We start from the raw sequence: 23726 nt of genomic DNA, 5'->3' as shown, positions 1-23726 counted from the left end.
TTTACCTCAGAGGTTCTTGTAGACGTCGTCGAGAGAGATGCCCTTGGCGACCATCATCACCTGGGCCCAGTAGAGCAGCTGGGAGAGTTCCTCAGCCGCCTCCTCGTCGCTTTGATGCTCGCAGGCCATCCAGGACTCGGCAGCCTCCTCGACCAACTTCTTGCCGATCGCGTGGACTCCCTTGTCGAGCATCGCGACGGTGCCGGATCCCTCCGGACGCTCCGTGGCGCGACGCTGCAACTCCTCAAACAGGCTCTCGAACGTCTTCACGCGGCCAGCCTAGTGGGGTCGCGCGGGACGGGGCGAACCGCACGCCCGTTGCTCCGACAGTTTGAACCGGCACGGCGCCGACACGCCGGTGGAGCGCGAGCGACTAGTCCCGACACTCCGGGTGGCGCACCGGGATCCGGTTCGAACTGTCGGGGTGGGGGCTACAGGCCGCGCAGGATCAGCGCGGTGGACAGGGCGGCCTCGACGGCCTCGGCGCCCTTGTCCTCCTTGGAGCCCTCGAGCCCGGCACGGTCGAGCGCCTGCTGGACGTCGTCGACGGTGAGCAGGCCAAAGCCCACCGGCACGGCGTGCTCGCGGGCGACGGCGGTGAGGCCGTCCGTCGCGGAGGCACACACATACTCGAAGTGAGGGGTCTCGCCCTGGACCACGACACCGAGAGCGGCGATGGCATCGGCCCCGGCACGCGCGAGCTTCTCCGCGACGACAGTCAGCTCGAACGCGCCCGCCACGCGGGTCACACGGTAGTCGGCGCCGGCCTCCTGGGCCGCGCGCACGGCGCCGGCCACCAGGCCGTCCATGACGTCGGTGTGCCACAGGCTCGCGACGATCTCGATCTTCAGGCCCCGGCCGTCGACCTTGAGCTCCGGTGCGCCGTCTCCACTCATGCGTTGTCTCCTAGCAGGTGTCCCATGCGTTCGATCTTGGTCAGCAGGTACTGGGCGTTCTCGGGATGCTCGCCGTAGTGGTGCGGCACCCGCTCCGTGACGGAAATGCCCGAGGCCTTCATCGCCTCGACCTTCGCGGGGTTGTTGGTCATGAGCCGCACCTCCGTGAGGCCCAGGTCGGTCAGAATCGCGGAGGCGGCACCGTACTCGCGCCTGTCCACGGGGAGGCCCAGCTCGGTGTTGGCGTCGACCGTGTCGCGACCCTGATCCTGCAGCGCGTACGCCTGGATCTTCGCCACGATGCCGATGCCGCGACCCTCGTGGCCTCGCAAGTACACCACCGCGCCGCCCTCGGCGGCGACGCGCGCGATGGCGGCGTCCAGTTGGGGGCCGCAGTCACAGCGCAGCGATCCGAAGGCATCACCCGTGAGGCACTCGGAGTGCACGCGCACCACCGGGGTGCCACCGTCGGGCACCGGCGCCGTGAGCGCCACGTGCTCCTCGCCCGTGCGGGCGTCGCGGTAGCCATGGATCGTCACCACGCCGTGGCGGGTGGGCAGGCGCGCCTCGCCCAGTGCGACCACGCGGTGGGGCGCGGGCTCGACGGCGATGGGCTCGTCGCCCTGGGCGCGCCGGTAGTCGATGAGCTCCTCGATGGTCATGAAGACCAGGCCCTCGCGCTCGGCCAGGGCCGTCGCGTCGCCGTAGCGCATCATGGTGCCGTCGTCGTTGACCATCTCGGCGATGACGCCCACGGGCTCCAGCCCGGCCAGGCGGCAGAGGTCCACGGCGGCCTCGGTGTGGCCGGGGCGATGCAGCACTCCTCCGGCGACGGCGCGCAGCGGCAGGACGTGTCCGGGACGGATGACGTCGTCCGGGCAGGCCTCGGGATTCGCCAACACCTGCAGCGTGCGGTGACGGTCGGCTGCGGAGATACCGGTGGTCACGCCCTCGGCGGCGTCCACGGAGACCGTATAGGCGGTGCGGCGCGGGTCCTGGCTGTTGGGGACCATGAGCGGAAGATTCAGGGCATCGGCCTTGGGGCCGGGCATGGGTGCACACAGGTAGCCGGACGAGTGCCGGATGCCCCACGCGATCCACTCGGACGTGGAGGTCTGCGCGGCCATGATGAAGTCGGCTTCGTTCTCCCGCGCGTGGGAGTCGGCGACCAGGACGGGCTTGCCGTCGCGCAGGTCCTGCAGGGCGCGCTCGATACGCGCGGTGGCCTCGGCGGCGCCGCTCACCTCAGTCGCGCTCATGCCCGCTCCCCCAGCATCTTCTCGACGTATTTGCCGATCACGTCGACCTCGACGTTGGCGCGGTCGCCAATAGTCAGGTCCCCGAACGTGGTCTCGGTGAGCGTGGTGGGGATGAGTGACACGGTGACGTGACGACCCTCGAGCTCCGCGACGGTCAGCGACGTGCCGTTGAGGGCGATCGAACCTTTGCGCACCACGTACTTCTCAAGGTCCGCGGGGATCTCGAAGGTGAGGTCGGTCCACTCGGGCTGCTTGTCGACGGCGACAAGGGTTGCCGTTCCATCCACGTGGCCCAGCAGCATGTGCCCACCCAAGCGAGCATCGGCCCTGAGCGCCCGCTCGATGTTGACGCGGTCGCCCTCGGCGACCCCGGACAGGGCCGTGGTCTCGAGGGTGATGCGCATGACATCGGCCGTCCAGGTGTCGCCGTCAAACGACGCGACAGTCAGGCACACGCCGTTAACCGCGATCGACTCGCCGTGAACGTAGTCGCCGTCCACCGTGGACCGAATGGTGAGTTGAGCGGTCGATCCGCTTTCGACCACGGACGCGACCGTGCCGACGGTCTCGACGATGCCGGTGAACATCAGATTCCTCCAGAAAGATGAGCGGTGACCAGCGTGTCGGCGCCCAGGCGCGTCGCGGTCACGTTCTGACCCCTCAACGCGCCGGCCATGGTCCCGATTCCCAGGTCTGCCACCACCGACGGTCCCGAACCGAGCAGGGCGGGTGCGATGTAGGCATTGATCTCGTCCACGAGGCGTGCGCGAAGGAAGGCGCTGAGCAGTGTAGGCCCTCCCTCGACGACGAGCGTGCGGACCTCGCGCGCCCACAGGGCCGCAAGGACCTCCTCGGGCTTGTGGGTGGCAATGCCCACGACATTGTCATCGCGCCAGACCTTGGCGGCGCTCGTGTCCCGCGAGCCCACCACCACGCGCAGCGGCTGGTGACCCGCCTCGGTACCGCCTGGGCGGGCGGAGAGCGACGGATCGTCCATCTCGACGGTCGCGGTGCCGACGGCGATCGCGTCGACGGAGCCACGCACCTGGTGGGCGTGCTCGCGCGCGGCCTCGCCCGTGATCCAGAAGCTGGTGCCGTCGGCGGCTGCCATGCGGCCATCGAGCGTCGCGGCCCACTTCGCGATCACGTAGGGCCGGCCCCGCTCCATCGCGTGGCGCCAGCGTTCCGTGATGGCGAGGGCGCCGCCGTGCGAGTGATGCTCGGCGGGGATGCCGCGAGCGTTGAGTGTCGAGGCGCCTCCCGCGGAGGCGTCACCCGGGTCCTTGACGGCGTAGTACACGCGGCCGATGCCGGCATCCGTCAGCGCATCGGCGCACGGTCCCGTACGTCCCGTGTGGTTACACGGTTCGAGCGTGACGTGGGCGGTGGCGCCTGCGACGTTCGCTCCGCGCTCGCGGGCATTCGCCAGCGCGGCGACCTCCGCGTGGGGTGTGCCGGCGCCCTTGTGCCAGCCCTGGCCCAGGACGCGGCCGCGGTCATCCGTGATGACGCAGCCCACGCGCGGGTTGGGTCCGAACGCGGGACCGTTGCCCGCGAGCACCACGGCGAGGTCCATGGCCTGCTCGGGCGTGAGGCCGGCGGGGTCCGTGGGAGGCGCCAAGAAGCCGGCGTCGAGTCCTCCGCCGTCAGTCACGCGCCACCGCCGCGGCGGCAAGATCGCGCAGGGCGTTCACCTCGGCCGCCGGGTCCGCGGCTCCGTACACCGCCGATCCCGCCACAAAGATGTCGCCTCCCGCACGAGCGACGGTCTCGATCGTGTCGCGCGCGATGCCGCCATCGGTCTGGATCCACAGGTTCCGGCCCGCGGCATCTGAGGCCGCGCGCAGCGCCCGCACCTTGTCCATCATGTCGGGCATGAACTCCTGGCCACCGAAGCCGGGCTCGACGGTCATGACGAGCACCATGTCGAACTCGGCGAGGTCGTCCAAGATCGCGTCGACGGGAGTGCCGGGCTTGAGGGCCACCGAGGCCCGAGCACCCAGCTTGCGCAGGTCGCGTGCAATGGCCTTGGGGTCTTTGGCGGCCTCGTAGTGGAACGTCACCGACGTCGCACCGGCCTCGGCGTAGCGCGGCGCCCAGTGATCGGGGTTTTCGATCATGAGGTGCGCGTCGATAGGCATCGGCGAGACTTCGGCGATGCGTTCGAGTACCGGCAGCCCGAGCGTCAGGTTCGGCACAAAGTGGCCGTCCATGACGTCGACATGGAGCCAGTCGGCGGTGTCGACCTTGACGATCTCGCGCTCGAGATTCGCAAAGTCCGCGGACAGGATGGACGGGGCGATCTGCATACCCATACCCCGAGCGTAGCCGCTGGCAGCCAGCCTCACGCCCGGGTCAGCAGTTGGATGAACATCGCGTCCGTGCCATGGGCGTGCGGCCACAGTTGGACGTGCGGACCGCTCCCCCATTCGCTGGGCTCGGTTCCGGTGGCCGATGCGACAGCCAGTCGCGTATCGAGCGTCACGAGTCCGCTGTCGCGGACCACGTCGAGGGTTTCGGCGAGCACGGGCGAGCAGGTGACGTAGGCGAGCACGCCGCCCTCGGCGAGCAGGCTGCCCGCGTGCGCGATGAGGGCGTGCTGGAGGTCGACCAAATCGTCGAGGTCCTCGATGCGCCTGCGCCAGCGCGCCTCGGGTCGACGCCGAAGGGCGCCGAGGCCAGTGCAAGGGGCGTCGAGCAGGATGCGGTCGTACGGCTCGGACGGCTCCCAGGTGCGGGCGTCGGCGCGGTGCACGGTGGCAACGCCCTCGGGGATGGCCTTGAGGGAGCGACGAACCAGGTCGGCGCGGTGTTCGTGGAGCTCGAGTGCGTCGAGGTTCGCCATGCCCTCCGAGGCCGCCGCCGCGAGCAGGGCCGCCTTGCCTCCGGGGCCCGCGCACATGTCGAGCCAGCGTTCGCCGGGGTCGATGACGGGGCCGCCGGGTGCACCCTCGGGACGCGCGCGCCCAGGCATCGCGGCGTCCGCGTGCACCAGCGCGAGAGCGGCGATCTGGCTGCCCTCGTCCTGCACCGCGGCAGTGCCGTCTGCGACGGCGTCGATGTCACCGGGTGCCCCGCCCTTGAGCGTGACGCCGAGCGGCGAGTACACCGTGGGAGTGCCGTCTGCCTGGCGTTGGAGCTCCGCGCGATCGATCAGCCCGGGGCGCGCGACGAGCGTCACTGAGGCAGGAGTGTTATCCGCCTCGAGGAGCTGCGTCAGCTCGCCGGGGCGCCCGTCGGCGGCCAGGGCGTACTCGAGCTCGCCCACCACCCAGGCGGGGTGCGAGTGACGGATGGCCTGCGCCTCGCGGCTCGTCCCAGGGGCGACGCGGGCCAACCACGTGTCGAGGTCGCGCTCGGTGATGCGGCGCATCACGGCGTTGGCGATCCCGGCGGCGCGGCCGTTGACGGCGCGGACCAGGTCGACGGTTTCGGAGACCGCCGCGTGCGCGGGAACGCGCATGGCGAGGGCCTGGTGAGCGCCCAGGCGCAGGGCGACCACGAGGTCGTGGTCCAAGGAGTCTGCGGGGCGGCGAGCGGCATCCGAGATGATCGCGTCGTAGAGCCCGCGGCCGCGAAGGGCGCCGTAGGCCAACTCCGTGGCGAAGCCCGCGTCCCGGCCACTCAGGCGGTGCTGCTTGAGGATGCCGGGCATGATGAGGTTCGCGTAGCCATCCTCGGTCTCAACGGCGTAGGCGACATCGAAGGCCGCGCGTCGCGCGGGATCGGTGCGGGGCGGGCGACCCGAGCGGCGCTGGCCTTCCGAGCGCGAGCCGCGGGGCGCATCGGCCGCCATCACGCCTCCCCCAGGATGGCGTCCTCGCCCAGGCGAGCGCCGCGCCACCAGTCGGTGGCGGCCATGGGCTTCTTGCCCGCGGGCGCGATGGTGCCAAGCGCGACCGGGGTCGAGCCGGTCGCGACGACGACACGGCCGTCGTGCTCGAACACGTGCCCGGGCGTGCCGGTGGGGCCGTCGGCGAGGGGGCTCACGGGGCCGAGCTTCGCGACGGAGCCGTCGGGCAGCGTGGTCCACGCGCCGGGCGCGGGCGTGCAGCCGCGGATCTGGCGATCAACGATGTGTGCCGGGCGGTCCCAGACGACATAGGCGTCCTCGCGGGTGAGCTTGGCGGCGTGACTCACGCCGTCCTCGGGCTGGGCCTGCGGGACGGCGGCGCCGCTCACCAGTGCCTCGATGGACTGCAGCAGGAAGGGCGCGCCGGCCTGCGCCAGGCGATCCAAGAGGTCGCCGGCGGTGTCCATGGCACGGATGCGCTCGGTCATGGTGCCGATGACCGGGCCGGTGTCCATGCCCTTGTCGAGCAGGAAGGTCGTGGCGCCCGTGATCTCGTCGCCGGCCATGAGACTGCGCTGGACCGGGGCGGCGCCGCGCCAGGCGGGCAGCACCGAGAAGTGCAGGTTGACCCAGCCGTGCGCGGTCGCGGCGAGCAGCGCGGGGCGCAGGATCTGGCCGTAGGCGACGACAGCGGCGGCGTCGGCCTCAAGGGCGGCGACCTGCGCGATGAACTCGGGGTCCTTGGCGTCGGCGGGGTCGAGGACCGTGAGGCCGTGTGCCTGGGCCGCTTCCTTGACTGGGCTGGGGTGCAGCGTCTTGCCCCGCTTGCCGCGGGCGTCGGGTTGGGTGATGACCGCTGCAATCTCGTGCTCCGAGGCGATCAGCGCCTCGAGCGCGGGCACGGCGACGTCGGGGGTTCCGGCGAAGATCAGGCGCATAGGGACCATCGTAGGCGGGGTGCGTCGACGGGTATTGCGCGTGGTCGGACGCTAGAGATCCAGCGGCCCGTCCACCTTGAGCCGGAGCTGCTCCCCGGCCTTCCCGCCGCCGGCTGACAGGCGCTGCTGCGTGACGCGTAGCGCATCCACGACCGCCTGAGCGCGGCCCCGTGGCACCAGCACCGAGGCACCGTCAGGGCGCGGGATCACCGTGGCGCCGTCGTGTCCGTCGCGCACACCGGCGTCGCGGAGCGCACCGTCGACCGTCCACTGGTCGCCGCTGACGTGCACGTGGCGCCGATGAGGCGGGAACCCCAGCGGTGCACGCTCGGCGTACTCGGCGCGCGCGGCGTCCACGGGCGACCACGTCGACAGCGCTCGTCGGGTCACGTCCGGCAGCTCGCCCACCACAGTGACCGCTCCCCCATCGCTGCGGCTTCGCACCAGGGCCGATGCGTTGAGCCACCACCGTACGGCCCTGAGCTCCGCACCAAGCCCGGCATGCGCGGGCACGCCTGCGTCGACGACGACGAGGTGTGCGTAACCGCCCTCGACGGCCGGGAGGGCCGCGGGCGTGGCAACGACGATGCCTTCCGTCACGGCGTGATCGTCGACGACGCCCGTGGCCGCGCTCGACACCGTCAGAGGCACGCCAGGCGCCATCCTGGACAGTTGTTCCGCGATGCGTTCGATGCCCTGGCGCAGGTGCTTGAGGCGGTTGCCGTGGCATTCGGGGCAGTGCCAATCGGGCTGCGGGTGCTTGTTCTCAACGCACACTGGATCGGCGCCCGCGCTCGCCAGCGCGAGGGGCGACTCGCACTGCCGGCACACCGCCCACGCGTCGCACGTGGCGCACGCGGCCGCATGGACGTAGCCCGCACGGGGCACCATGACCGCCACGGGCCCGCTCTCGAGCGCCTTGGTGAGCGAGCGCCACGCGCTGCCTGGCATCCAGTGCCACCCGCTCGGCCCCTCGGCCTCACGGCGCTCGGCGGTCATCACATCCATCGCTGGCACCGCATCGCGCACCACGTCTCGCGACGGGACCGCCGCGCGGGCCCACCCGTTCTCGACGAGCGCGGTCGCGTCGGCGCTCAGCGCGTAGCCGCCGATCACGACCGCGGAACCATCCTCCGCGCGCATCGCCGCAACCGTGCGCGCGTGCAGATAGGGGGCGTGAAGCTCCTCGTAGACCGTGTTGGCCTCGTCCCACAAGGCCAGGAGGGCTAACTGCGGGACCGGCTGCATGACCGCGGGCCGGGTGCCGACGACGATGCGCGCGTGCCCGTGCATGGCAGCGAGGTAAGAGCCGAAGCGTTGCGTAGGCCCGTCGTCCGAGTCCAGCACCGCCACCTGTCCCCCGGCGCGCGACGTCCAGCGCGCGAGGCCCCGCCGTTCGCACTCGGCGAGTACCGCACGGATCCCACGGGCATCCGGAACCACCAGGATGGCCGATGCTGTCTCGCCTACCGCTTGCAGCGCCGCCTCGACGAGAGCTTGGGCGGGCACGGAAGTGCGTGGGTTTTCGTCGGGTAGGCCCTGCCAGACCACGCGGTCCCCCGGTCCCACGCTCAGACCGGCTCCGACAAGGTCGTGCGCGGTGAGCGCGCGTGCCTTCGCATACGCGGGATCGGGCTCCGGCGAAGGCCACTCGCGCTTCTCCACCGCGAGCACCCGCGGCGGCGCCATGAGTCGCAACACATCCCAGGTCGAGCCTCCGTACCGCCGCGCAACGTGCTGGGCGAGAGCAACGGCGTCCGCGGTGAAGGACGGCATCTTCGAGGACGACTGGACCTTCGCCAACGCTCCGTCGAAGTCGCTCTCCTCGAGTACGTCAGTGACGACGGCGGAGACCAATTTCCCGTTCATCAGCACCCGCACGCGAGAGCCTATCTTCACGGTGTCGACGAGTTTCTCTGGGACTCGGTAGTCCCATGCCTGGTCGAGGTGAGGCAGGGGGCTATCGACGCGAACGCGTGCGACGGGGCCCGTTTCCTCCGGTGGCTCGTCCCTTTGCCGCTTCGCCACGCCCTTTGACTTGCCGCGCGTTGACTTGGGAGCCGTCGCGGACGTCGGCAGCGCGAAGAGAGCGCCGTCGCCCGCTACAGAGTCGGTCACGTCAGAGCGTCCTGGTGATGGCGCGCACCCCTACTGCGCCGCGCTCGCCAGCGCCTCGGCACGGTCGGTCCGCTCCCACGTGAAGTCGGGCAGCTCGCGGCCAAAGTGGCCATAGGCGGCGGTTGCGCGGTAGATGGGGCGGCGCAGGTCGAGGGCGTCGATGATCGCGGTCGGCCGCAGGTCGAAGACCTCCTTGATCGCAGCCTCGATGCGCGCGGGGTCGACGGTCGCGGTGCCGAACGTCTCGACGTACAGGCCTACGGGGTGCGCCGTGCCGATGGCGTACGCGACCTGCACCTCACAGCGCGTGGCGAGGCCGGCGGCCACGACATTTTTGGCGACCCATCGCATGGCGTACGCGGCAGAGCGGTCCACCTTCGACGGATCCTTGCCGCTGAAGGCTCCGCCGCCGTGACGGGCCATGCCGCCGTAGGTGTCGACGATGATCTTGCGGCCCGTGAGGCCCGCGTCGCCCTTGGGGCCGCCGATCTCGAAGCGACCGGTGGGGTTGATGAGGCTGCGGTGGCCGGTGGCATCGAGGTCATAGCCCTCGAGGACGGGCGCGATCACGGCCTCCTCGAGCGCCGCGCGCAGCGCCTGCGTCTCCCACGACTCCTGATGCTGGCTCGACAGCACCACCGTGTCGACGGTGCGAGCCGTCTCGCCGTCGTAGCCGATGGTCACCTGGGCCTTGCCATCCGGGCGCAGGCCCTCGACGGCGCCGTCCTTGCGTACGTGCGCCAGGCGCTGGGTGAGCCGGTGAGCCATGGCGATGGGGAGCGGCATGAGCTCGGGCGTGTCGGTGCACGCATAGCCGAACATCAGGCCCTGGTCGCCCGCGCCCAGTTCGGTGCCGTCCGTATCGGTCGCGGACCCCACGCCGGCCCAGATGTCTGGGCTCTGCTCCCCGATGGACACCGACACGCCGCACGAGTCACCATCGAAGCCCACCTTCGAGGACGTGTAGCCAATCCCCGTCACGACGTCCCTGATGGTGCCAGGAATGTCGACGTACGCCTCGGTGGTGACCTCGCCCGCGACGTGCACCAGGCCGGTCGTCACCATGGTCTCCACGGCAACGCGCGCAGCGGGATCCTGCTCGAGCATGGCGTCGAGGATCGCGTCGGAGACCTGGTCGCACACCTTGTCGGGGTGGCCCTCGGTGACGGATTCGGAGGTGAAAAGGCGAAGGTCAGACATGCCCGCAAGCCTACTGGCCGGGTCCGACGCCGGGGTGCGGCGCCGGTATGCGACGCCGGTGTGCGGGCCGGGTGGCGCCCAGCCATGCGAGCCCCGCCGCAGAGTTCGCTCTAGGACCTCGGACCCGTTCCCATATCCGGCACGTCCCACTAGGTTCGTCACCATGCGAGGAGGGACACGGGCCGACGAGGTCACGGGCACGGGTGGTGTCATCGCCCGCATCATCTCGGGCGGCCAGACCGGCGTAGACCGCGGCGCCCTCGACGCCGCGATCGCGGGCGACGTGGTCCACGGGGGCTGGGTTCCGGCCGGTGGCCTCGCCGAGGACAAGCCCTACGCTCCCGGAGTACTGATCGACTATCCCGGCCTGAAGCCGACGATGTCCGACGACCCCGCGATCCGTACCCGCCTCAACGTACGCGACGCCCACGTCACGCTCGTCATCGGTGACCCCGCCGTCTCCCCGGGCTCCACACGCGCCATCGCCACGGCGCAGGAGCTACGCCGCCCGTGTCTGGTCACCCCCGCCACGGCCGATGCAGCCTTCGCTTGGCTCAGCAAGGTCGGCCGTGAACTGATTGTCAACGTCGTGGGCCCCCGAGAGTCGGAATGGCCGGGCGCTCAGCAGGCGGCACAGGGGTTTGTCTCCGACCTGTTGGAGCTCGACCGGGCCTGACCCCCCGAGACGCGGCCGGCGGACTCTATGAGGCCGTGTCTTGCAGACGGCCGATGCCGTCCAGGACCGCGTGCGCAACGGCCAGCTTCGTACCGCTCGCCTGGGCGACGGGCTCGCCGGCGGCGTCGAGCATGGTGACCGTGTTGTCGGGGGTGCCGAAGCCCTTCGACTCCCCCACCTCGTTCACGACGAGGAGGTCGGCGCCCTTGCGGCGCGCCTTGGCTGCGCCATGCTCGAGCACCGTGCCGGCGGCGTCACCGGTCTCGGCGGCGAAGCCCACGACCACCTGTCCCGGCCGCTTCGACGCGGCGAGCCCGGCGAGAATGTCCTCGGTCTGAACGAGCTCGAGCGTCAACCCGGACTCGCCTTCCTTCTTCAGCTTGGTGGAGGCCACCTCGGCGACGCGATAGTCGGCAACGGCGGCGGCCATGATGACGATGTCAGCCGTCGCGGCACGGGAGCGAACGGCCTCCGCGAGCTCCGCCGCGGTCTCGACGTCCACGCGCTCGATGCCCTCCCCCAGCGGCAGCGTCACGTTAGCGGCCACGACGGTGACGGTGGCGCCACGTTCGCGGGCGGCCTCGGCTAGTGCAAGACCTTGATGACCCGAGGAGCGGTTCCCCAGGTAGCGCACAGCGTCGATGGGCTCGCGAGTTCCACCCGCCGAGATGAGGACATGTGCGCCTTCGAGGTCGCCCCAGGAGCCGTTTGTGGCGCGATTGTCTCCATTTGCGCCGCCAATTGCGCCACCAAGCGACGTGCCAGACGAGCCGGCGCCGACCGTGTCGTACAGCGCGGCCACGATGACCTCGGGGTCGGGCAGACGGCCCGGCCCGGAGTCGGGCCCCGTCAGGCGTCCTACGGCGGGCTCGAGCACCGTCACCCCGCGCGAGCGCAGTGTCTCGACATTGGCGACGACCGAGGGGTCGTTCCACATCTCGGTATGCATCGCAGGACAGACCAGCACCGGCGCCTCGGTCGCGAGCAGCGCGTTGCCGAGCAGGTCGGTGGCACGACCGGCGGCCATTTGCGCCAAGAAGTCGGCTGTCACGGGAGCGACGACCACGGCATCGGCCCTCTGCCCCAGCCGAACGTGCTGCACCGACGGCACGTCCTCGAACGTGTCCGTCGGTGCAGGGTGTCCGGACAGCGCCTCCCAGGTGGCGCGTCCCACAAAATTGAGCGACGCCGCGGTAGGAATCACGCGGACGTCGTGGCCGTCCTCCTTGAGTAACCGGAGCACCAGCGCGGCCTTATATGCCGCGATACCGCCGGTGACGCCCAGGAGGACGCGCATTGAGCCTTACTGCTCCTCGGTGTTGCCCAGGTTGAGCAGGCTGCCCTCGTTGATCTCGCGCAGGGCGACGGAGAGGGGCTTGTCGGTCGAGTCGGCCTCGACGAGCGGGCCCACGTTCTCGAAGTGACCCTCGCCCAGGGCCTCGTAGTACGAGTTGATCTGGCGGGCACGCTTGGAGCCGTAGATCACGAGCGCGTACTTGGAGTCGACCTTCTCGAGCAGCTCGTCGATGGGCGGGTTGGTGATGCCCTCGGGGTGTGCGACGGTTCCAGCCACGATTTACTTCCTCACGTTGTTGCTGCGTTTCAAGTCCACCGCACCAGTCTAGCGCGGGTCCCTCACGAGGGCTTCCAACTCGTCGACGGCGCGGTCAAGATCGTCGTTGACGATCACACGATCAAATTCGGAGACGGCCGCGAGCTCCTCGCGCGCGGTCTCCAGGCGACGCTCCCTTTCGGCAGACGTCTCGGTGCCCCGGCCCACGAGCCGGCGTACCAGCTCGTCCCAGGACGGCGGTTCCACGAACACGAACAGCGCCTCGGGCATCGACTCCTTGACGAGCCTCGCCCCTTGAAGGTCGATCTCCAGCAACGACGGGTCGCCGTCGGCGAGGTGCGTGAGCACCGGGCCTCGGGGCGTACCGTAGCGGTGGGTGCCGTGCACGGTCGCCCACTCGAGCAGCTCGTCGGCCTCGATCATGGCGTCAAACTCCGACGGCGTCACAAAGTGATACTCGACACCATCGGTCTCCCCCGGCCGGGGTGCGCGCGTGGTCGCGGACACCGACAGCCACACATCCGGGTGTCGTTCCTTCAACGCCCGGACCAGCGTGCCCTTACCGACGGCGGTGGGGCCCGCCAGGACGACGAGTCGACTCATCGACCCTCGCGCTCGACCAGCGCGGCCACCTGGTGGGCACCGAGCCCGCGAATGCGACGCGCCTGGGAAATGCCGATCTCCTCCATCGCCGTCTCGGCTCGCTTGGGGCCGATGCCGGGAAGACACTGCAGGAGGTCGCGCACGCGGATGCCCGCGAGGGCATCGTCAGACTTCGCGCGATCGATGGCCTGCTCGAGGCTCATCTCGCCGCGTGCGAGCTCTTCCTTGAAAACGCGACGCGCGCTGCGCACCGCCGTGGCCTTGACCAGCGCCTGTGCGCGCTGCTCGTCCGTGAGTTCTGGTGTCGCCACTTGCTCACTACCTTTCCGAGAACGGGTCCTGACGGGGGGTCAACCCAGCAGGGCCGCTTGTGCCGCGTCCGATGCCTCGCGCACCGCAGAACGCAACTTGTCCAGGGACGGTCCCTCAGCGAGAACGCCTCTCGACTGATTGACGAGTACGTGACGCCGAGAGTTCCCGAATACCTGGGACAACTCCGCCGGTCCCGCTCCCTGTGCGCCTACACCCGGCGCAAGGATCGGTCCATTCAGACCGTCGAGGTCGATGCCGAGATCCGACACCGCCGAGCCCACTGTCGCCCCGACCACCAGGCCTACGTCACCCATCGGTTCCACGCCATCGTTCAGAGCCGATGCCTGCCTCACCAGCGCGGCAGCGACGGCTTCGCCGCCGGCCGCTCGTGCATGCTGCACCTCGGGTCCCTCAGGATTCGAGGTGAGGGCGAGCACGAAGATTCCCTTGCCGTGCTCCGCCGCAAGCGACAGCGCCGGCTGCAGCGAACCGAAGCCGAGGTACGGAGAAACCGTCACGGAATCCGACTCCAGGGGCGAGCCGGGGCGAAGGAACGCGTCGGCGTAGCCCGCCATGGTGGAGCCGATGTCGCCACGCTTGGCGTCCATGACGGTCAGCAGCGAGGCGGAACGCGCGTCGGCCAACAGGCGCTCGAGCACCGCGATGCCCGCCGAGCCGTGACGTTCGTAGAACGCGATGTTCGGCTTGATCGCCGCCGCCTCCCCCGCCGCGGCCTTCACGACAGTGTCGGAGAAGGCCGCGAGGCCGTCCGGGGAGTCGGGCAGGCCCCATTGAGCCAGCAGGGCCGTGTGGGGGTCGACGCCCACGCACAGCGGTCCGTGCCGCTCCATGGCGGCCGCGAGCCGCGCTCCGAAACGCATTCCGTTCTCCTTCGCCGGCGGGTATCCCGCCCTCATGAAAGCCATGTTACCTGCGATGACGCATCCTGCACGGGGACCGAACGTCCCGTGGAGAATTGCTTAGGCCGTGGCCTCCTGCAGGCTCAGCACCTCGAACGGTCCCTGGCGGCGCGCCTCGATGGCCTGAACGGCCGCGGCGAGCTGCTGGGTGGTGGTGACGATGGCCGCATCGTGCGCCGTGGCGGCCGCGCGAATCTCGTAGCCGTCGGCGCGCGCGCCCTGGCCCTCGGGCGTGTTCACGACCAGTGGCACCTCGCCCGCGGAGATGAGGTCGACAATGGTCGGCTCACCGTTCGGACCGGTGCCCTCGGAGTACTTGCGCACGATGGTGGTCGGAATCCCGTAGCGCCCCAACACCTGTGCGGTGCCAGCGGTCGCGAGGATCTCGAAGCCCATCTGGTGCAGGCGTGCCACCGGGAAGGAGATCTCGCGCTTGTCGCGGTCGGCGACCGACACGAACGCCTTGCCCTCGGTGGGCAGCCCGCCGAACGCGGCGGCCTGCGACTTCGCGAACGCGAGCGGGAAGGTCTCGTCGAAGCCCATGACCTCGCCCGTCGAGCGCATCTCGGGGCCCAGCACCGAGTCCACGACGTTGCCCTCGTGGGTGCGGAAGCGCTTGAACGGCAGCACCGCCTCCTTGACGGCGATGCGCTGGTTCATGTCGAGTTTCTCGGCGCCTTCGGCCGGCAGCACGCCATCGGCCTTCAACTGTGCGATCGACGTGCCTGCCATGAGGAGCGACGCGGCCTTGGCCAGCGGCACCCCGGTGGCCTTCGCGACGAACGGCACGGTGCGCGACGCGCGCGGGTTGGCCTCGAGAACGTAGAGCACGTCGGAGACGAGCGCGTACTGAACATTCATGAGGCCGCGCACGCCGATGCCCTTGGCCAGCGCCTCGGTCGCCTCGCGGATGCGCTTCAGCTCCGCCGAGGACAGCGTCACCGGGGGCAGCACGCAGGCCGAGTCGCCCGAGTGGATGCCCGCCTCTTCGATGTGCTCCATGACGCCGCCGAGGAAGAGCTCCTCGCCGTCGTACAGCGCGTCGACGTCGATCTCGATCGCGTCGTCCAAGAAGCGATCGATCAGCAGCGGCGCGTCCGTGGCGTGGTCGCCGATCGAGTCCATGCGGGTGCCGTAGTCCTCGAGCTGCGCCTTGTCGTAGACGATCTCCATGCCGCGGCCGCCGAGCACGTAGGAGGGACGCACCAGGACCGGGTAGCCGATGCGGCCCGCAATCTCGATGGCCTCGTCGATGCCGTGAGCCGTGCCGTAGTCGGGGGCGGGGACGCCGGCCTCGTCGAGGACGCGGCCGAAGGCCGCGCGGTCCTCGGCATTGTCGATCGCCTCGGGTGAGGTGCCAAGGATCGGAACGCCGGCATCGGCCAACCGCTGTGCGAGCGACAGGGGCGTCTGGCCGCCCAGCTGCACGAACATGCCCTTGACCGGTCCGGCGGCCTTCTCCGCCTCGTACACGGCCATGACGTCCTCGAACGTCAACGGCTCGAAGTACAGGCGGTTGGCCGTGTCGTAGTCGGTCGAGACCGTCTCGGGGTTGCAGTTGACCATGACGGTCTCGTACTGGTCCTTGAGGCTCAGGGCCGCGTGGACGCAGGAGTAGTCGAACTCGATTCCCTGGCCGATGCGGTTGGGGCCCGAGCCGAGGATGATGATCGCCTCACGCTCGCGCGGGGCCACCTCGTTCTCGGCGTCGTACGAGCTGTAGTGGTACGGCGTGCGGGCCGCGAACTCGGCGGCACAGGTGTCGACCGTCTTGTAGACGGGCTGCACGCCCAGCTCGGCGCGGGCGGCGTAGACGTCCTCCACCGTGAGGCCGCGCAGCTGTGCGATCTGGGTATCGGCGAGGCCGTGTCGCTTCGCTTCGCGAAGCACCTCGGCGGTCAACTGGGGGGCCGATGCCGTGGCTGCGGCGATCTCATTCATCAGCAGCATCTGGTCCAGGAACCAGGGGTCGATCTTGCACGCGTCGAAGATCTCCTCCATGGTCACCGTGCCGGCGAGGACGCCGCGCAGGAGCTGCTGCACCTGGATGAAGCGCTCGTCAGTAGGAATGGTGATCTTCTCGAGGAGCTCCTTGGCGGCCGTTGCGTCGGGCGCCTCGCCCTCCCAGTGGAAGTTGGCGGCGCGCTTGTCGATGGAGCGCAGCGCCTTGCCGAGCGCCTCGGTGAAGTTACGGCCGATGGCCATGGCCTCGCCCACCGACTTCATGGTGGTGGTGAGGATCGGGTCGGCGGCGGGGAACTTCTCGAAGGCGAAGCGGGGCACCTTGACGACGACGTAGTCGAGCGTGGGCTCGAAGGATGCGGGCGTGGAGCCGGTGATGTCGTTCGGGATTTCGTCGAGCGTGTAGCCCAGTGCCAGGCGGGCCGCGATCTTGGCGATCGGGAAGCCCGTGGCCTTCGAGGCGAGCGCGGACGAGCGCGACACGCGGGGGTTCATCTCGATGACGATGAGGCGGCCCGTGTCGGGCTCGACGGCGAACTGGACGTTGCAGCCGCCGGTGTCGACGCCGACCTCGCGAATGATCGCGATGCCCACGTCACGCATGCGCTGGTACTCGCGGTCGGTCAGGGTCATGGCGGGGGCCACGGTGACGGAGTCACCGGTGTGGACGCCCACGGGGTCGACGTTCTCGATGGAGCAGACGACCACAACGTTGTCGTTGCGGTCGCGCATGAGCTCGAGCTCGTACTCCTTCCAGCCGAGGATGGACTCCTCGAGGAGCACCTCGGTGGTGGGCGAATAGTGCAGGCCCGCACCGGCGATGCGGCGCAGGTCCTCCTCGTTCCACGCAAAGCCCGAGCCCAGGCCTCCCATGGTGAAGGACGGACGCACCACGACCGGATAGTTCAGGTCTTCGGCGGCCGCGAGGCACTCGTCCATGGTGTGGCAGATGGCGGAGCGGGCCGAGTCGGCGCCGCAGCGCTCCACGACGCCCTTGAACAGCTCGCGGTTCTCGCCCAGGTTGATGGCCTCGAGGTTGGCGCCGATGAGCTCGACGTCGTACTTGTCAAGGATGCCGGCCTCGGCCGCGGAGATGGCGGCGTTGAGAGCGGTCTGGCCACCCAGGGTCGGCAGGAGGGCGTCGGGGCGCTCCTTGGCGATGATCGCCTCGATCACCTCGGTGGTGATGGGCTCCACGTAGGTCGCGTCCGCGAACTCGGGGTCCGTCATGATGGTCGCCGGGTTGGAGTTCAGCAGGATCACCCGCACACCCTCGGACTTGAGGACGCGGCAGGCCTGGGTGCCGGAGTAGTCGAACTCGCAGGCCTGGCCGATGACGATCGGGCCGGACCCGATGACCAGCACGGAGTTGATGTCGTCGCGCTTGGGCATCAGGCGCGCACTCCCTTCATGACGTCCACGAAGCGGTCGAACAGGTATGCCGCATCGTGGGGGCCGGCAGCGGCCTCGGGGTGGTACTGGACGGAAAAGGCGGGAAGGTCGAGGCATTCGAGGCCCTCGACCACGTCGTCGTTGAGGCACACGTGGCTGACCTTGACGCGGCCGTAGCCCGCGGGGCTGTCGGTGTCACCGTCGAGAGGCGCGTCGACGGCGAAGCCGTGGTTGTGCGCGGTGACCTCGACCTTGCCGGTGGTGCGGTCCATGACGGGCTGGTTGATGCCGCGGTGGCCGAACTGGAGCTTGTAGGTGCCAAACCCGAGGGCGCGGCCCAGCAGCTGGTTGCCGAAGCAGATGCCGAAGAACGGCGTCTTGGTGTCGAGGATCTGCTTCAGGGTCGCGACGGAGCGCTCGGCGGCGGCCGGGTCGCCGGGGCCGTTCGAGTAGAAGACGCCGTCGGGCTGGGACTCGAGGATCTGCTCAGCGGTCCAATCGGAGGGCACCACGGTGACGCGGATGCCGCGCTCGGCCATCATCTGCGGGGTCATGGCCTTAATGCCGAGATCCACCGCGACCACGTTCGCGACGGTGTCGACGCCGGCCGGGGGCTCCACCACGTAGGCCTCGTCGGTCGAAGCATCGTCGGCGAGGTGGGCGCCGGCCATGGACTCGGCACCCTTGACGCGCTCGACCAGTTCCTCGGTGTCACAACGCACCCCGCCCGGGGCGAGCGCCTCACCGGAGAAGACGCCGGCGCGCATGACGCCCTCGCGCAGGATGCGCGTCAGCTGCCGCGTGTCGATGCCCGAGATGCCGACGATCCCCTGGTCACGGAGGTCATCCTCCAAGTTGCGCTGCGAGCGCCAGTTGGAGGGCTTGCGTGCAGGGTCGCGCACCACGTAGCCGGCGACCCAGATCTTGCGGCTCTCGTCGTCCTCGTCGTTCACGCCGGTGTTGCCGATGTGCGGCGCGGTCATCACGACGATCTGACGGTGATACGACGGGTCGGTGAGGGTCTCCTGGTAGCCGGTCATGCCGGTGTTGAAGACGATCTCGCCCAGGGTCTGGCCGGTGGCGCCGTACGCCTTGCCCTCAAAGGTGCGGCCGTCCTCAAGGACGAGCAGCGCGGTGGAGTCGGTCACGCGGGGGCTCCTTCTGTCAGCGCGGTGAAACGGTCGTCGATATAGGTGGGGGTGCCGCGCAGGAAGGTCGCGACGGCACGTCCCGGAAGCTCGATCCCGCCGAACGGCGAGTTGTTGCTGCGCGAGTCGGTGCCCGCGGGGTCCACCGTCCAGGCGGCGGCGGGGTCCACCAGCGTGATGTTGGCGGGTTCGCCGACGGCGAGGGGGCGGCCGTGGGCCTCGTCGCGGCCGATGCTGGCCGGGGTTTCCGACAGGATACGGGCCACGTCGCGCCAGGTGAGACGTCCGGTGTCGACCATGGTCTTCTGGACGATGCCGAGTGCGGTCTCGAGGCCGATCATGCCGAAGGCGGCGGCGCCCCACTCGCAGTCCTTGTCCTCGTCCGGGTGCGGCGCGTGGTCGGTGGCCACGATGTCGATGGTGCCGTCCTCGAGACCGGCGCGCAGGGCGTCGACGTCCTCCTGGGTGCGCAACGGCGGGTTGACCTTGAAGCGGGGGTCGTAGCCGCGGGCGGACTCGTCGGTCAGCAGCAGGTGGTGCGGCATGGCCTCGGCCGTCACCTGAATGCCTCGGGCCTTGGCCCAGCGAACGATGTCCACGGAGCCCGCAGTCGAGAGGTGGCAGATGTGCACGCGCGAGCCGACGTGTTCGGCGAGGAGCACGTCGCGGGCGATGATCGACTCCTCGGCGACGGCGGGCCATCCGGCCAGTCCCAGCTCGGCCGAGACGAGGCCCTCATGCATCTGCGAGCCCTCGGTGAGGCGCGGCTCCTGCGCGTGCTGGGCGATGACGCCGTCGAAGGTCTTCACGTATTCGAGGGCGCGGCGCATGAGCAGCGGGTCGTGCACGCACTTGCCGTCGTCGCTAAAGACCCGCACCTGGGCACGGGAGTTGGCCATGGCGCCCATCTCGGACAGTTGGGTGCCATTGAGCCCCACCGTGACGGCGCCGACCGGGTAGACGTCGACCAGGCCCACCTCGCGGCCGCGGCTCGCGACGAGCTCGACCACGCCGGCGGTGTCCGCGGTGGGCGTCGTGTTGGCCATGGCGTGGACGGCGGTGAAGCCGCCGCGCGCTGCCGAGCGGGACCCGGTCTCGATGGTCTCGGCGTCCTCCCGACCGGGCTCACGAAGGTGAGTGTGGAGGTCAACCAAGCCCGGAAGGGCGACCAGACCGGTACCGTCGATGGTACGAGCCTCGGCGGGCGCATCGGCCGCCGTCAAGGAAGAAATGGTGCCGTCGACGATGACGATGTCGGACGGGGTGTCGCCGTAGAGCGACACGTGGGTGATGACGATGGGGGCGCTCACGCGGAGGCCTCCTCTCCGGAAAGCAGCAGGTACAGGGCGGCCATGCGGACGGCGACGCCGTTGCTGACCTGTTCGACGATGACGGAGCGCGGCGAGTCGGCCGCCTCCGCGGAGATCTCCAGGCCGCGGTTCATGGGGCCGGGGTGAAGGATGATGGCGTGCCCGGGCATGCGGTCCATGCGGGCGCGATCCAGACCGAACAGTCGCGTGTACTCCTCGGGGCTGGGGAAGAACCCGGAGCCGCCGCCGGTCATGCGTTCGCGCTGGACGCGCAGCATCATGATCGCGTCCAGGTCGTGCGCCTCGAGGGCGTCGTCGAGCGTGAAGTGGACCGACACTCCCCCGTCACGCTCCAGGCCGTAGGGCAGCAGCGTGGGCGGGGCGACGACGACGACCTTCGCTCCGAGGGTGCGCAACAGGGCGATGTTGGAGCCGGCCACGCGCGAGTGCAGCACGTCGCCGACGATCGCGACGGTGAGGCCGTCGAGGCCCTTGCCGTCGACGCTGTCGCCGAGGTTGGTGGCCATCAGGTGGCGACGCATGGTGAAGGCATCGAGCAACGCCTGCGTGGGGTGCTGGTGGGTGCCGTCACCGGCGTTGAGGACGCTGACGGAGCCGTGGAGCCAGCCGGACTCGGCGAGGCGCTGGGCGGCGCCGGAGGCCCAATGGCGGACCACGACGGCATCGGCGCCCATGGCCTGCAGGGTGAGGGCGGTGTCCTTGAGGGACTCGCCCTTGGACAGGCTCGAGCCCTTGGCGGAGAAGTTGATCACGTCGGCGCTGAGGCGCTTGGCGGCGGCCTCAAAGGAGATGCGCGTGCGGGTGGAGTCCTCGAAGAAGAGGTTCACCACGGTGCGGCCGCGCAGGGTGGGGAGCTTGCGGATCTCGCGCTCCTGCGTGGCGGCCATCTGGCCTGCGGTGTCGAGGATGAGAACGGCGTCCTCGCGCGAGAGGTTCTGGGTGCCGAGCAGGTGCTTCACGCGCGGCCTCCCGTCAGGGTGACGGCGTCTTCGCCGTCGCCGGTCTCGGTCAGGTGCACGTCGACGCGCTCGGAGCGCGAGGTGGGGATGTTCTTGCCCACGAAGTCGGCGCGAATGGGCAGCTCGCGGTGGCCGCGATCGACCAGCACGGCGAGTTGGACGGCGGCGGGGCGGCCCTCGTCCTTGATGGCGTCGAGGGCGGCGCGGATGGTGCGGCCGGTGTGGAAGACATCGTCCACCAGCACGACGACCTTGCCGTCGATGCCCTCGGGCGGCAGCGTGGTGGCGCCGATGGTGCGGGTGGGCTGGCTGCGCAGGTCGTCCCGGTACATGGTGATGTCGAGGGAGCCGGTGCGCTGCTTGGCGTCGAACCCGGGCTCGACCTCGGCGATATTCGCGGCGAGGCGATGGGCCAGGGGCACTCCCCTGGTCGGGATGCCGAGGAGAACGATGTCCTCGTGGCCTTCGTTGCGCTCGAGGATCTCGTGCGCGATGCGTGTGAGGGCGCGTCCGATATCAGACGCACCGAGAATGGTCCCAGTCATCCTGGCGACCTCCTTCCCCGCCTCTCTGGACGGTCCTTAAAGGATGTCGGTGTTCGCTGATTAGCGTACCTGGTCGGGCGGGGTTGCGTGGACCGGCGGGCAGGCGTGACGTCCATCGAACGGCCGATGCGTGGGTCGCCCGTGCGGGCATGCTCCCGTTTCGTCCTCCACGTCTTTCGCGTTCGCCTCCCCTGCCCCGGGCGCGCTACGGCGGGGCATGCACCATCCCGGCGAAGTCGACACGAAGGCCCGGCTGAATCCGACGTATCTGCACACACCGGTACTGGGGTGATCTCGTGCGGATTCGTCGGTTCGGACGTCGTCGGGACTTGTGCGACCTCACGCCTTCACCTGCCAGGAAATCGCGGTCACCGACGAGTGTGCTGATGCTCGGTCCAGGGTCCATCGCGCAGGCGGACGTTCCAGAGCGCCGAGGTATCGATGGCGGGCTTTGTCGGTCGTTCGCGCTAGGCACGCCGGGCGGAGCCGACGGGGCTGTCGGCTCGGATGTTCGGACCGCTCGTCGTCGGTGGTCGCCGGCTTTGGTGGCGGCGATGGGGGTCCGGGCGATGACGTCGGCGGGGTCGGGCAGGTGGTCGCCATAGGTTGCGGTCGCGTCGAACAGTCTCCTGCCACCGGGTTGGGGAGTGCGTTCCGGATCCAAATGTGCCGGCGGGATGAACCACACCTCGGTTTCGGTGGCCACGATGACCCAGCCTTCACGGTGCACGTCATGATGACACTTCGCACACAACGTGACGGCGTTCTTGGTTTCAGACTTTCCACCAAACTCGACGGGGATGATGTGGTGGCAGTCATCCCACGCGGCCGGCAGTGAACACTTCGCACATCCTCCGTCACGCTTGAGGATCGCGATGCGTTGGGCGGGGTTGAAAGACCGGCCGCTATAGCCCACATCCAGTGTGCGTGAGCGCTTGCCTAGGACCGAAGGGATCATGCCCGCGCGGGCCATCATGCGGCGCAGCTCACCCGCGTCCGGAGTCGTCGACAAACCCTCAATCGTCGCACCGAGCGTGCCGTCGCCTTGCGCGGCAGCCAGCATCGTGTCGTAGTCCATCGTCACGATCACCTGCGCGCTGGCGTGGGGCAACACCTCGACGTTACAGCCGGCCATATGCCTCGCGAACGCGCCCATCGCATCCGCACACACTTGTCCCGGCGTGCGCTCATCAATCGTGACGACATGACCCTGCCTTTCGGCGTCACGGGCCTGCTTGTTGGTGCGGAACTGCTTGTTGACCATCGCTCCCATGATCGCCACCAGGGGTGCACCGTTTTCGGGATCAAGCTGCCCGTTGACACGGATCATGCCGTCCGCCGTCTCACCCACATTCAGATAGCGACGGTCACGACGCTCCTGAGCGAGTTCTTCCAGATGATCGGCATCGAGACGATCGCGCCACCGATCGACGGCCTGCCCAAGCCGGTACAACGACATGAAGCGGGCCTTGGACACCAAGTCCTTTTCCGCCTCGACCATGAGATGAGCGTCAGCACGGTCGGACACGCCACGCAGCATCCTGGTGATCGCGGTCGCGCCCTCCGCACCCAACTGTCCCGCACGCGACGCCGCCGCCACATGCACGAACACCGGACCCGACGGCGAGACGTCCAGGACTGGCGACTTCTGCCGAGCATCCTGACCGTTCTGGTCCACAGCGGCGGCCCGCTCCGCGTCCGCGAGAGTCTCGCCCAGCTCGATCAGACGCTTTGCTTCCGGCCCCGACACCCCGGTCTGCTTCTCCACCATCCCGGGCGCATTGCGATGGCCCTGACCGCGCGCGAACCCCACCCCACGGGTCGACTTCTCCGACCGTTTCTTTGTCTCCGCTGCAATGACCGCCATCATCCGGTCAGCGTCCTGACGCACGGCACCGACAGCGAAGCCCAGATCTGCCAACGCCTCATCACTCATCGCCGCAACCTGAGCAAACGTGAGCGCGTCCCCACGCACCAACGCCCGACGCACCGACAACCCCACCTCAGCACGCCGCGCCTCACGCACAGCACGGGGACTCCCCGCGGGGGCAACCCCAGGCGACGAAACGGAAGAAATGCTCATACCAACATCACACCAGAA

General features: G+C 69.5%; 22 protein-coding genes. 1 reads left to right on the top strand and 21 read right to left on the bottom strand.

Going from position 1 to position 23726, the window contains the following annotated elements:
• Positions 1-6: 6 nt before the first annotated feature.
• The 10 genes from B7K20_RS07610 to metK form a co-directional block, all read right to left on the bottom strand.
• Positions 7-270: a phosphoribosyl-ATP diphosphatase gene (locus B7K20_RS07610; protein WP_084101935.1), complete on the bottom strand. Its 264-nt coding sequence runs from the start codon at positions 268-270 to the stop codon at positions 7-9.
• 161 nt (positions 271-431) lie between these two features.
• A complete protein-coding gene (gene ribH / locus B7K20_RS07605) occupies positions 432-896 on the bottom strand; it encodes a 6,7-dimethyl-8-ribityllumazine synthase (RefSeq protein ID WP_084101934.1) in 465 nt (154 codons plus the stop codon).
• Positions 893-2155: a GTP cyclohydrolase II gene (gene ribA, locus B7K20_RS07600; RefSeq protein ID WP_084101933.1), complete on the bottom strand. Its 1263-nt coding sequence runs from the start codon at positions 2153-2155 to the stop codon at positions 893-895. The genes ribH and ribA overlap by 4 nt, the downstream gene beginning before the upstream one ends.
• Entirely contained in the window at positions 2152-2742 is a 591-nt protein-coding gene (locus B7K20_RS07595; RefSeq protein WP_084101932.1) for a riboflavin synthase, read from the bottom strand. The genes ribA and B7K20_RS07595 overlap by 4 nt, the downstream gene beginning before the upstream one ends.
• A complete protein-coding gene (gene ribD / locus B7K20_RS07590; protein ID WP_234985760.1) occupies positions 2742-3809 on the bottom strand; it encodes a bifunctional diaminohydroxyphosphoribosylaminopyrimidine deaminase/5-amino-6-(5-phosphoribosylamino)uracil reductase RibD in 1068 nt (355 codons plus the stop codon). Before ribD ends, B7K20_RS07595 begins: the two co-directional genes overlap by 1 nt.
• Positions 3802-4470, bottom strand: coding sequence for a ribulose-phosphate 3-epimerase (rpe, locus tag B7K20_RS07585; protein ID WP_084101931.1), 669 nt, complete (start codon positions 4468-4470; stop codon positions 3802-3804). The genes ribD and rpe overlap by 8 nt, the downstream gene beginning before the upstream one ends.
• A 29-nt stretch (positions 4471-4499) precedes the next feature.
• Positions 4500-5951: an RsmB/NOP family class I SAM-dependent RNA methyltransferase gene (locus B7K20_RS07580; protein ID WP_084101930.1), complete on the bottom strand. Its 1452-nt coding sequence runs from the start codon at positions 5949-5951 to the stop codon at positions 4500-4502.
• On the bottom strand, positions 5951-6886 hold the full coding sequence (gene fmt, locus B7K20_RS07575) for a methionyl-tRNA formyltransferase (RefSeq protein ID WP_084101929.1): 936 nt from the start codon (positions 6884-6886) through the stop codon (positions 5951-5953). Before fmt ends, B7K20_RS07580 begins: the two co-directional genes overlap by 1 nt.
• Positions 6887-6937: 51 nt before the next feature.
• The gene (locus B7K20_RS07570) at positions 6938-8914 is read right to left on the bottom strand and encodes a hypothetical protein (protein WP_234985769.1); all 1977 of its coding nucleotides are present in this window, start codon (positions 8912-8914) and stop codon (positions 6938-6940) included.
• Between the two features lie 120 nt (positions 8915-9034).
• Complete coding sequence (metK, locus tag B7K20_RS07565; protein WP_084101927.1) at positions 9035-10204, bottom strand: methionine adenosyltransferase; 1170 nt, start codon at positions 10202-10204, stop codon at positions 9035-9037.
• 163 nt (positions 10205-10367) lie between these two features.
• Here metK and B7K20_RS07560 point away from each other — a divergent pair, with 163 nt between their 5' ends.
• Positions 10368-10880: a YpsA SLOG family protein gene (locus B7K20_RS07560; protein WP_144018587.1), complete on the top strand. Its 513-nt coding sequence runs from the start codon at positions 10368-10370 to the stop codon at positions 10878-10880.
• A 25-nt stretch (positions 10881-10905) separates the two neighbouring features.
• Here the strand turns inward: B7K20_RS07560 and B7K20_RS07555 are convergent, their stop codons facing one another.
• The 11 genes from B7K20_RS07555 to B7K20_RS07505 all read right to left on the bottom strand — a co-directional run bounded on the left by B7K20_RS07555 (position 10906) and on the right by B7K20_RS07505 (position 23561).
• Positions 10906-12177 carry a phosphopantothenate--cysteine ligase family flavoprotein gene (locus B7K20_RS07555; RefSeq protein ID WP_084101925.1) on the bottom strand — a complete coding sequence of 424 codons (1272 nt, stop codon included), beginning with the start codon at positions 12175-12177 and terminating at the stop codon, positions 10906-10908.
• A gap of 6 nt (positions 12178-12183) precedes the next feature.
• On the bottom strand, positions 12184-12453 hold the full coding sequence (gene rpoZ / locus B7K20_RS07550; RefSeq protein WP_084101924.1) for a DNA-directed RNA polymerase subunit omega: 270 nt from the start codon (positions 12451-12453) through the stop codon (positions 12184-12186).
• Positions 12454-12501: 48 nt separating this feature from the next.
• On the bottom strand, positions 12502-13056 hold the full coding sequence (gmk, locus tag B7K20_RS07545) for a guanylate kinase (protein WP_084101923.1): 555 nt from the start codon (positions 13054-13056) through the stop codon (positions 12502-12504).
• Positions 13053-13367: an integration host factor, actinobacterial type gene (gene mihF, locus B7K20_RS07540; protein ID WP_084101922.1), complete on the bottom strand. Its 315-nt coding sequence runs from the start codon at positions 13365-13367 to the stop codon at positions 13053-13055. The genes gmk and mihF overlap by 4 nt, the downstream gene beginning before the upstream one ends.
• A gap of 39 nt (positions 13368-13406) precedes the next feature.
• A complete protein-coding gene (gene pyrF, locus B7K20_RS07535; RefSeq protein ID WP_200809048.1) occupies positions 13407-14249 on the bottom strand; it encodes an orotidine-5'-phosphate decarboxylase in 843 nt (280 codons plus the stop codon).
• A 99-nt stretch (positions 14250-14348) separates the two neighbouring features.
• A complete protein-coding gene (gene carB, locus B7K20_RS07530) occupies positions 14349-17642 on the bottom strand; it encodes a carbamoyl-phosphate synthase large subunit (protein WP_084101921.1) in 3294 nt (1097 codons plus the stop codon).
• On the bottom strand, positions 17642-18790 hold the full coding sequence (carA, locus tag B7K20_RS07525) for a glutamine-hydrolyzing carbamoyl-phosphate synthase small subunit (protein WP_084101920.1): 1149 nt from the start codon (positions 18788-18790) through the stop codon (positions 17642-17644). The genes carB and carA overlap by 1 nt, the downstream gene beginning before the upstream one ends.
• Positions 18787-20100, bottom strand: coding sequence for a dihydroorotase (locus tag B7K20_RS07520; protein WP_084101919.1), 1314 nt, complete (start codon positions 20098-20100; stop codon positions 18787-18789). Before B7K20_RS07520 ends, carA begins: the two co-directional genes overlap by 4 nt.
• A complete protein-coding gene (locus tag B7K20_RS07515) occupies positions 20097-21080 on the bottom strand; it encodes an aspartate carbamoyltransferase catalytic subunit (protein WP_084101918.1) in 984 nt (327 codons plus the stop codon). The genes B7K20_RS07520 and B7K20_RS07515 overlap by 4 nt, the downstream gene beginning before the upstream one ends.
• A complete protein-coding gene (gene pyrR / locus B7K20_RS07510; protein WP_084101917.1) occupies positions 21077-21625 on the bottom strand; it encodes a bifunctional pyr operon transcriptional regulator/uracil phosphoribosyltransferase PyrR in 549 nt (182 codons plus the stop codon). The genes B7K20_RS07515 and pyrR overlap by 4 nt, the downstream gene beginning before the upstream one ends.
• 205 nt (positions 21626-21830) lie before the next feature.
• Positions 21831-23561 carry an HNH endonuclease signature motif containing protein gene (locus B7K20_RS07505; protein WP_159449360.1) on the bottom strand — a complete coding sequence of 577 codons (1731 nt, stop codon included), beginning with the start codon at positions 23559-23561 and terminating at the stop codon, positions 21831-21833.
• Positions 23562-23726: the final 165 nt, after the last annotated feature.

Origin of the sequence: Demequina sp. NBRC 110051 (assembly GCF_002090055.1) — a bacterium.
Lineage (GTDB): Bacteria > Actinomycetota > Actinomycetes > Actinomycetales > Demequinaceae > Demequina.
The sequence above is the reverse complement of the archived record's forward strand: the minus strand, read 5'-3'. Positions and strand labels throughout refer to the sequence as shown.

Coding starts and splice junctions, on each gene's coding strand:
- fmt (WP_084101929.1), bottom strand. CDS start 6,886: ATGCGCCTGATCTTCGCCGGAACCCCCGACGTCGCCGTGCCCGCGCTC.
- B7K20_RS07595 (WP_084101932.1), bottom strand. CDS start 2,742: ATGTTCACCGGCATCGTCGAGACCGTCGGCACGGTCGCGTCCGTGGTC.
- B7K20_RS07505 (WP_159449360.1), bottom strand. CDS start 23,561: ATGAGTGATGAGGCGTTGGCAGATCTGGGCTTCGCTGTCGGTGCCGTG.
- carB (WP_084101921.1), bottom strand. CDS start 17,642: ATGCCCAAGCGCGACGACATCAACTCCGTGCTGGTCATCGGGTCCGGC.
- ribA (WP_084101933.1), bottom strand. CDS start 2,155: ATGAGCGCGACTGAGGTGAGCGGCGCCGCCGAGGCCACCGCGCGTATC.
- pyrF (WP_200809048.1), bottom strand. CDS start 14,249: ATGCGTTTCGGAGCGCGGCTCGCGGCCGCCATGGAGCGGCACGGACCG.
- B7K20_RS07560 (WP_144018587.1), top strand. CDS start 10,368: ATGCGAGGAGGGACACGGGCCGACGAGGTCACGGGCACGGGTGGTGTC.
- ribH (WP_084101934.1), bottom strand. CDS start 896: ATGAGTGGAGACGGCGCACCGGAGCTCAAGGTCGACGGCCGGGGCCTG.
- B7K20_RS07580 (WP_084101930.1), bottom strand. CDS start 5,951: ATGGCGGCCGATGCGCCCCGCGGCTCGCGCTCGGAAGGCCAGCGCCGC.
- B7K20_RS07555 (WP_084101925.1), bottom strand. CDS start 12,177: ATGCGCGTCCTCCTGGGCGTCACCGGCGGTATCGCGGCATATAAGGCC.
- metK (WP_084101927.1), bottom strand. CDS start 10,204: ATGTCTGACCTTCGCCTTTTCACCTCCGAATCCGTCACCGAGGGCCAC.
- pyrR (WP_084101917.1), bottom strand. CDS start 21,625: ATGACTGGGACCATTCTCGGTGCGTCTGATATCGGACGCGCCCTCACA.
- rpe (WP_084101931.1), bottom strand. CDS start 4,470: ATGGGTATGCAGATCGCCCCGTCCATCCTGTCCGCGGACTTTGCGAAT.
- gmk (WP_084101923.1), bottom strand. CDS start 13,056: ATGAGTCGACTCGTCGTCCTGGCGGGCCCCACCGCCGTCGGTAAGGGC.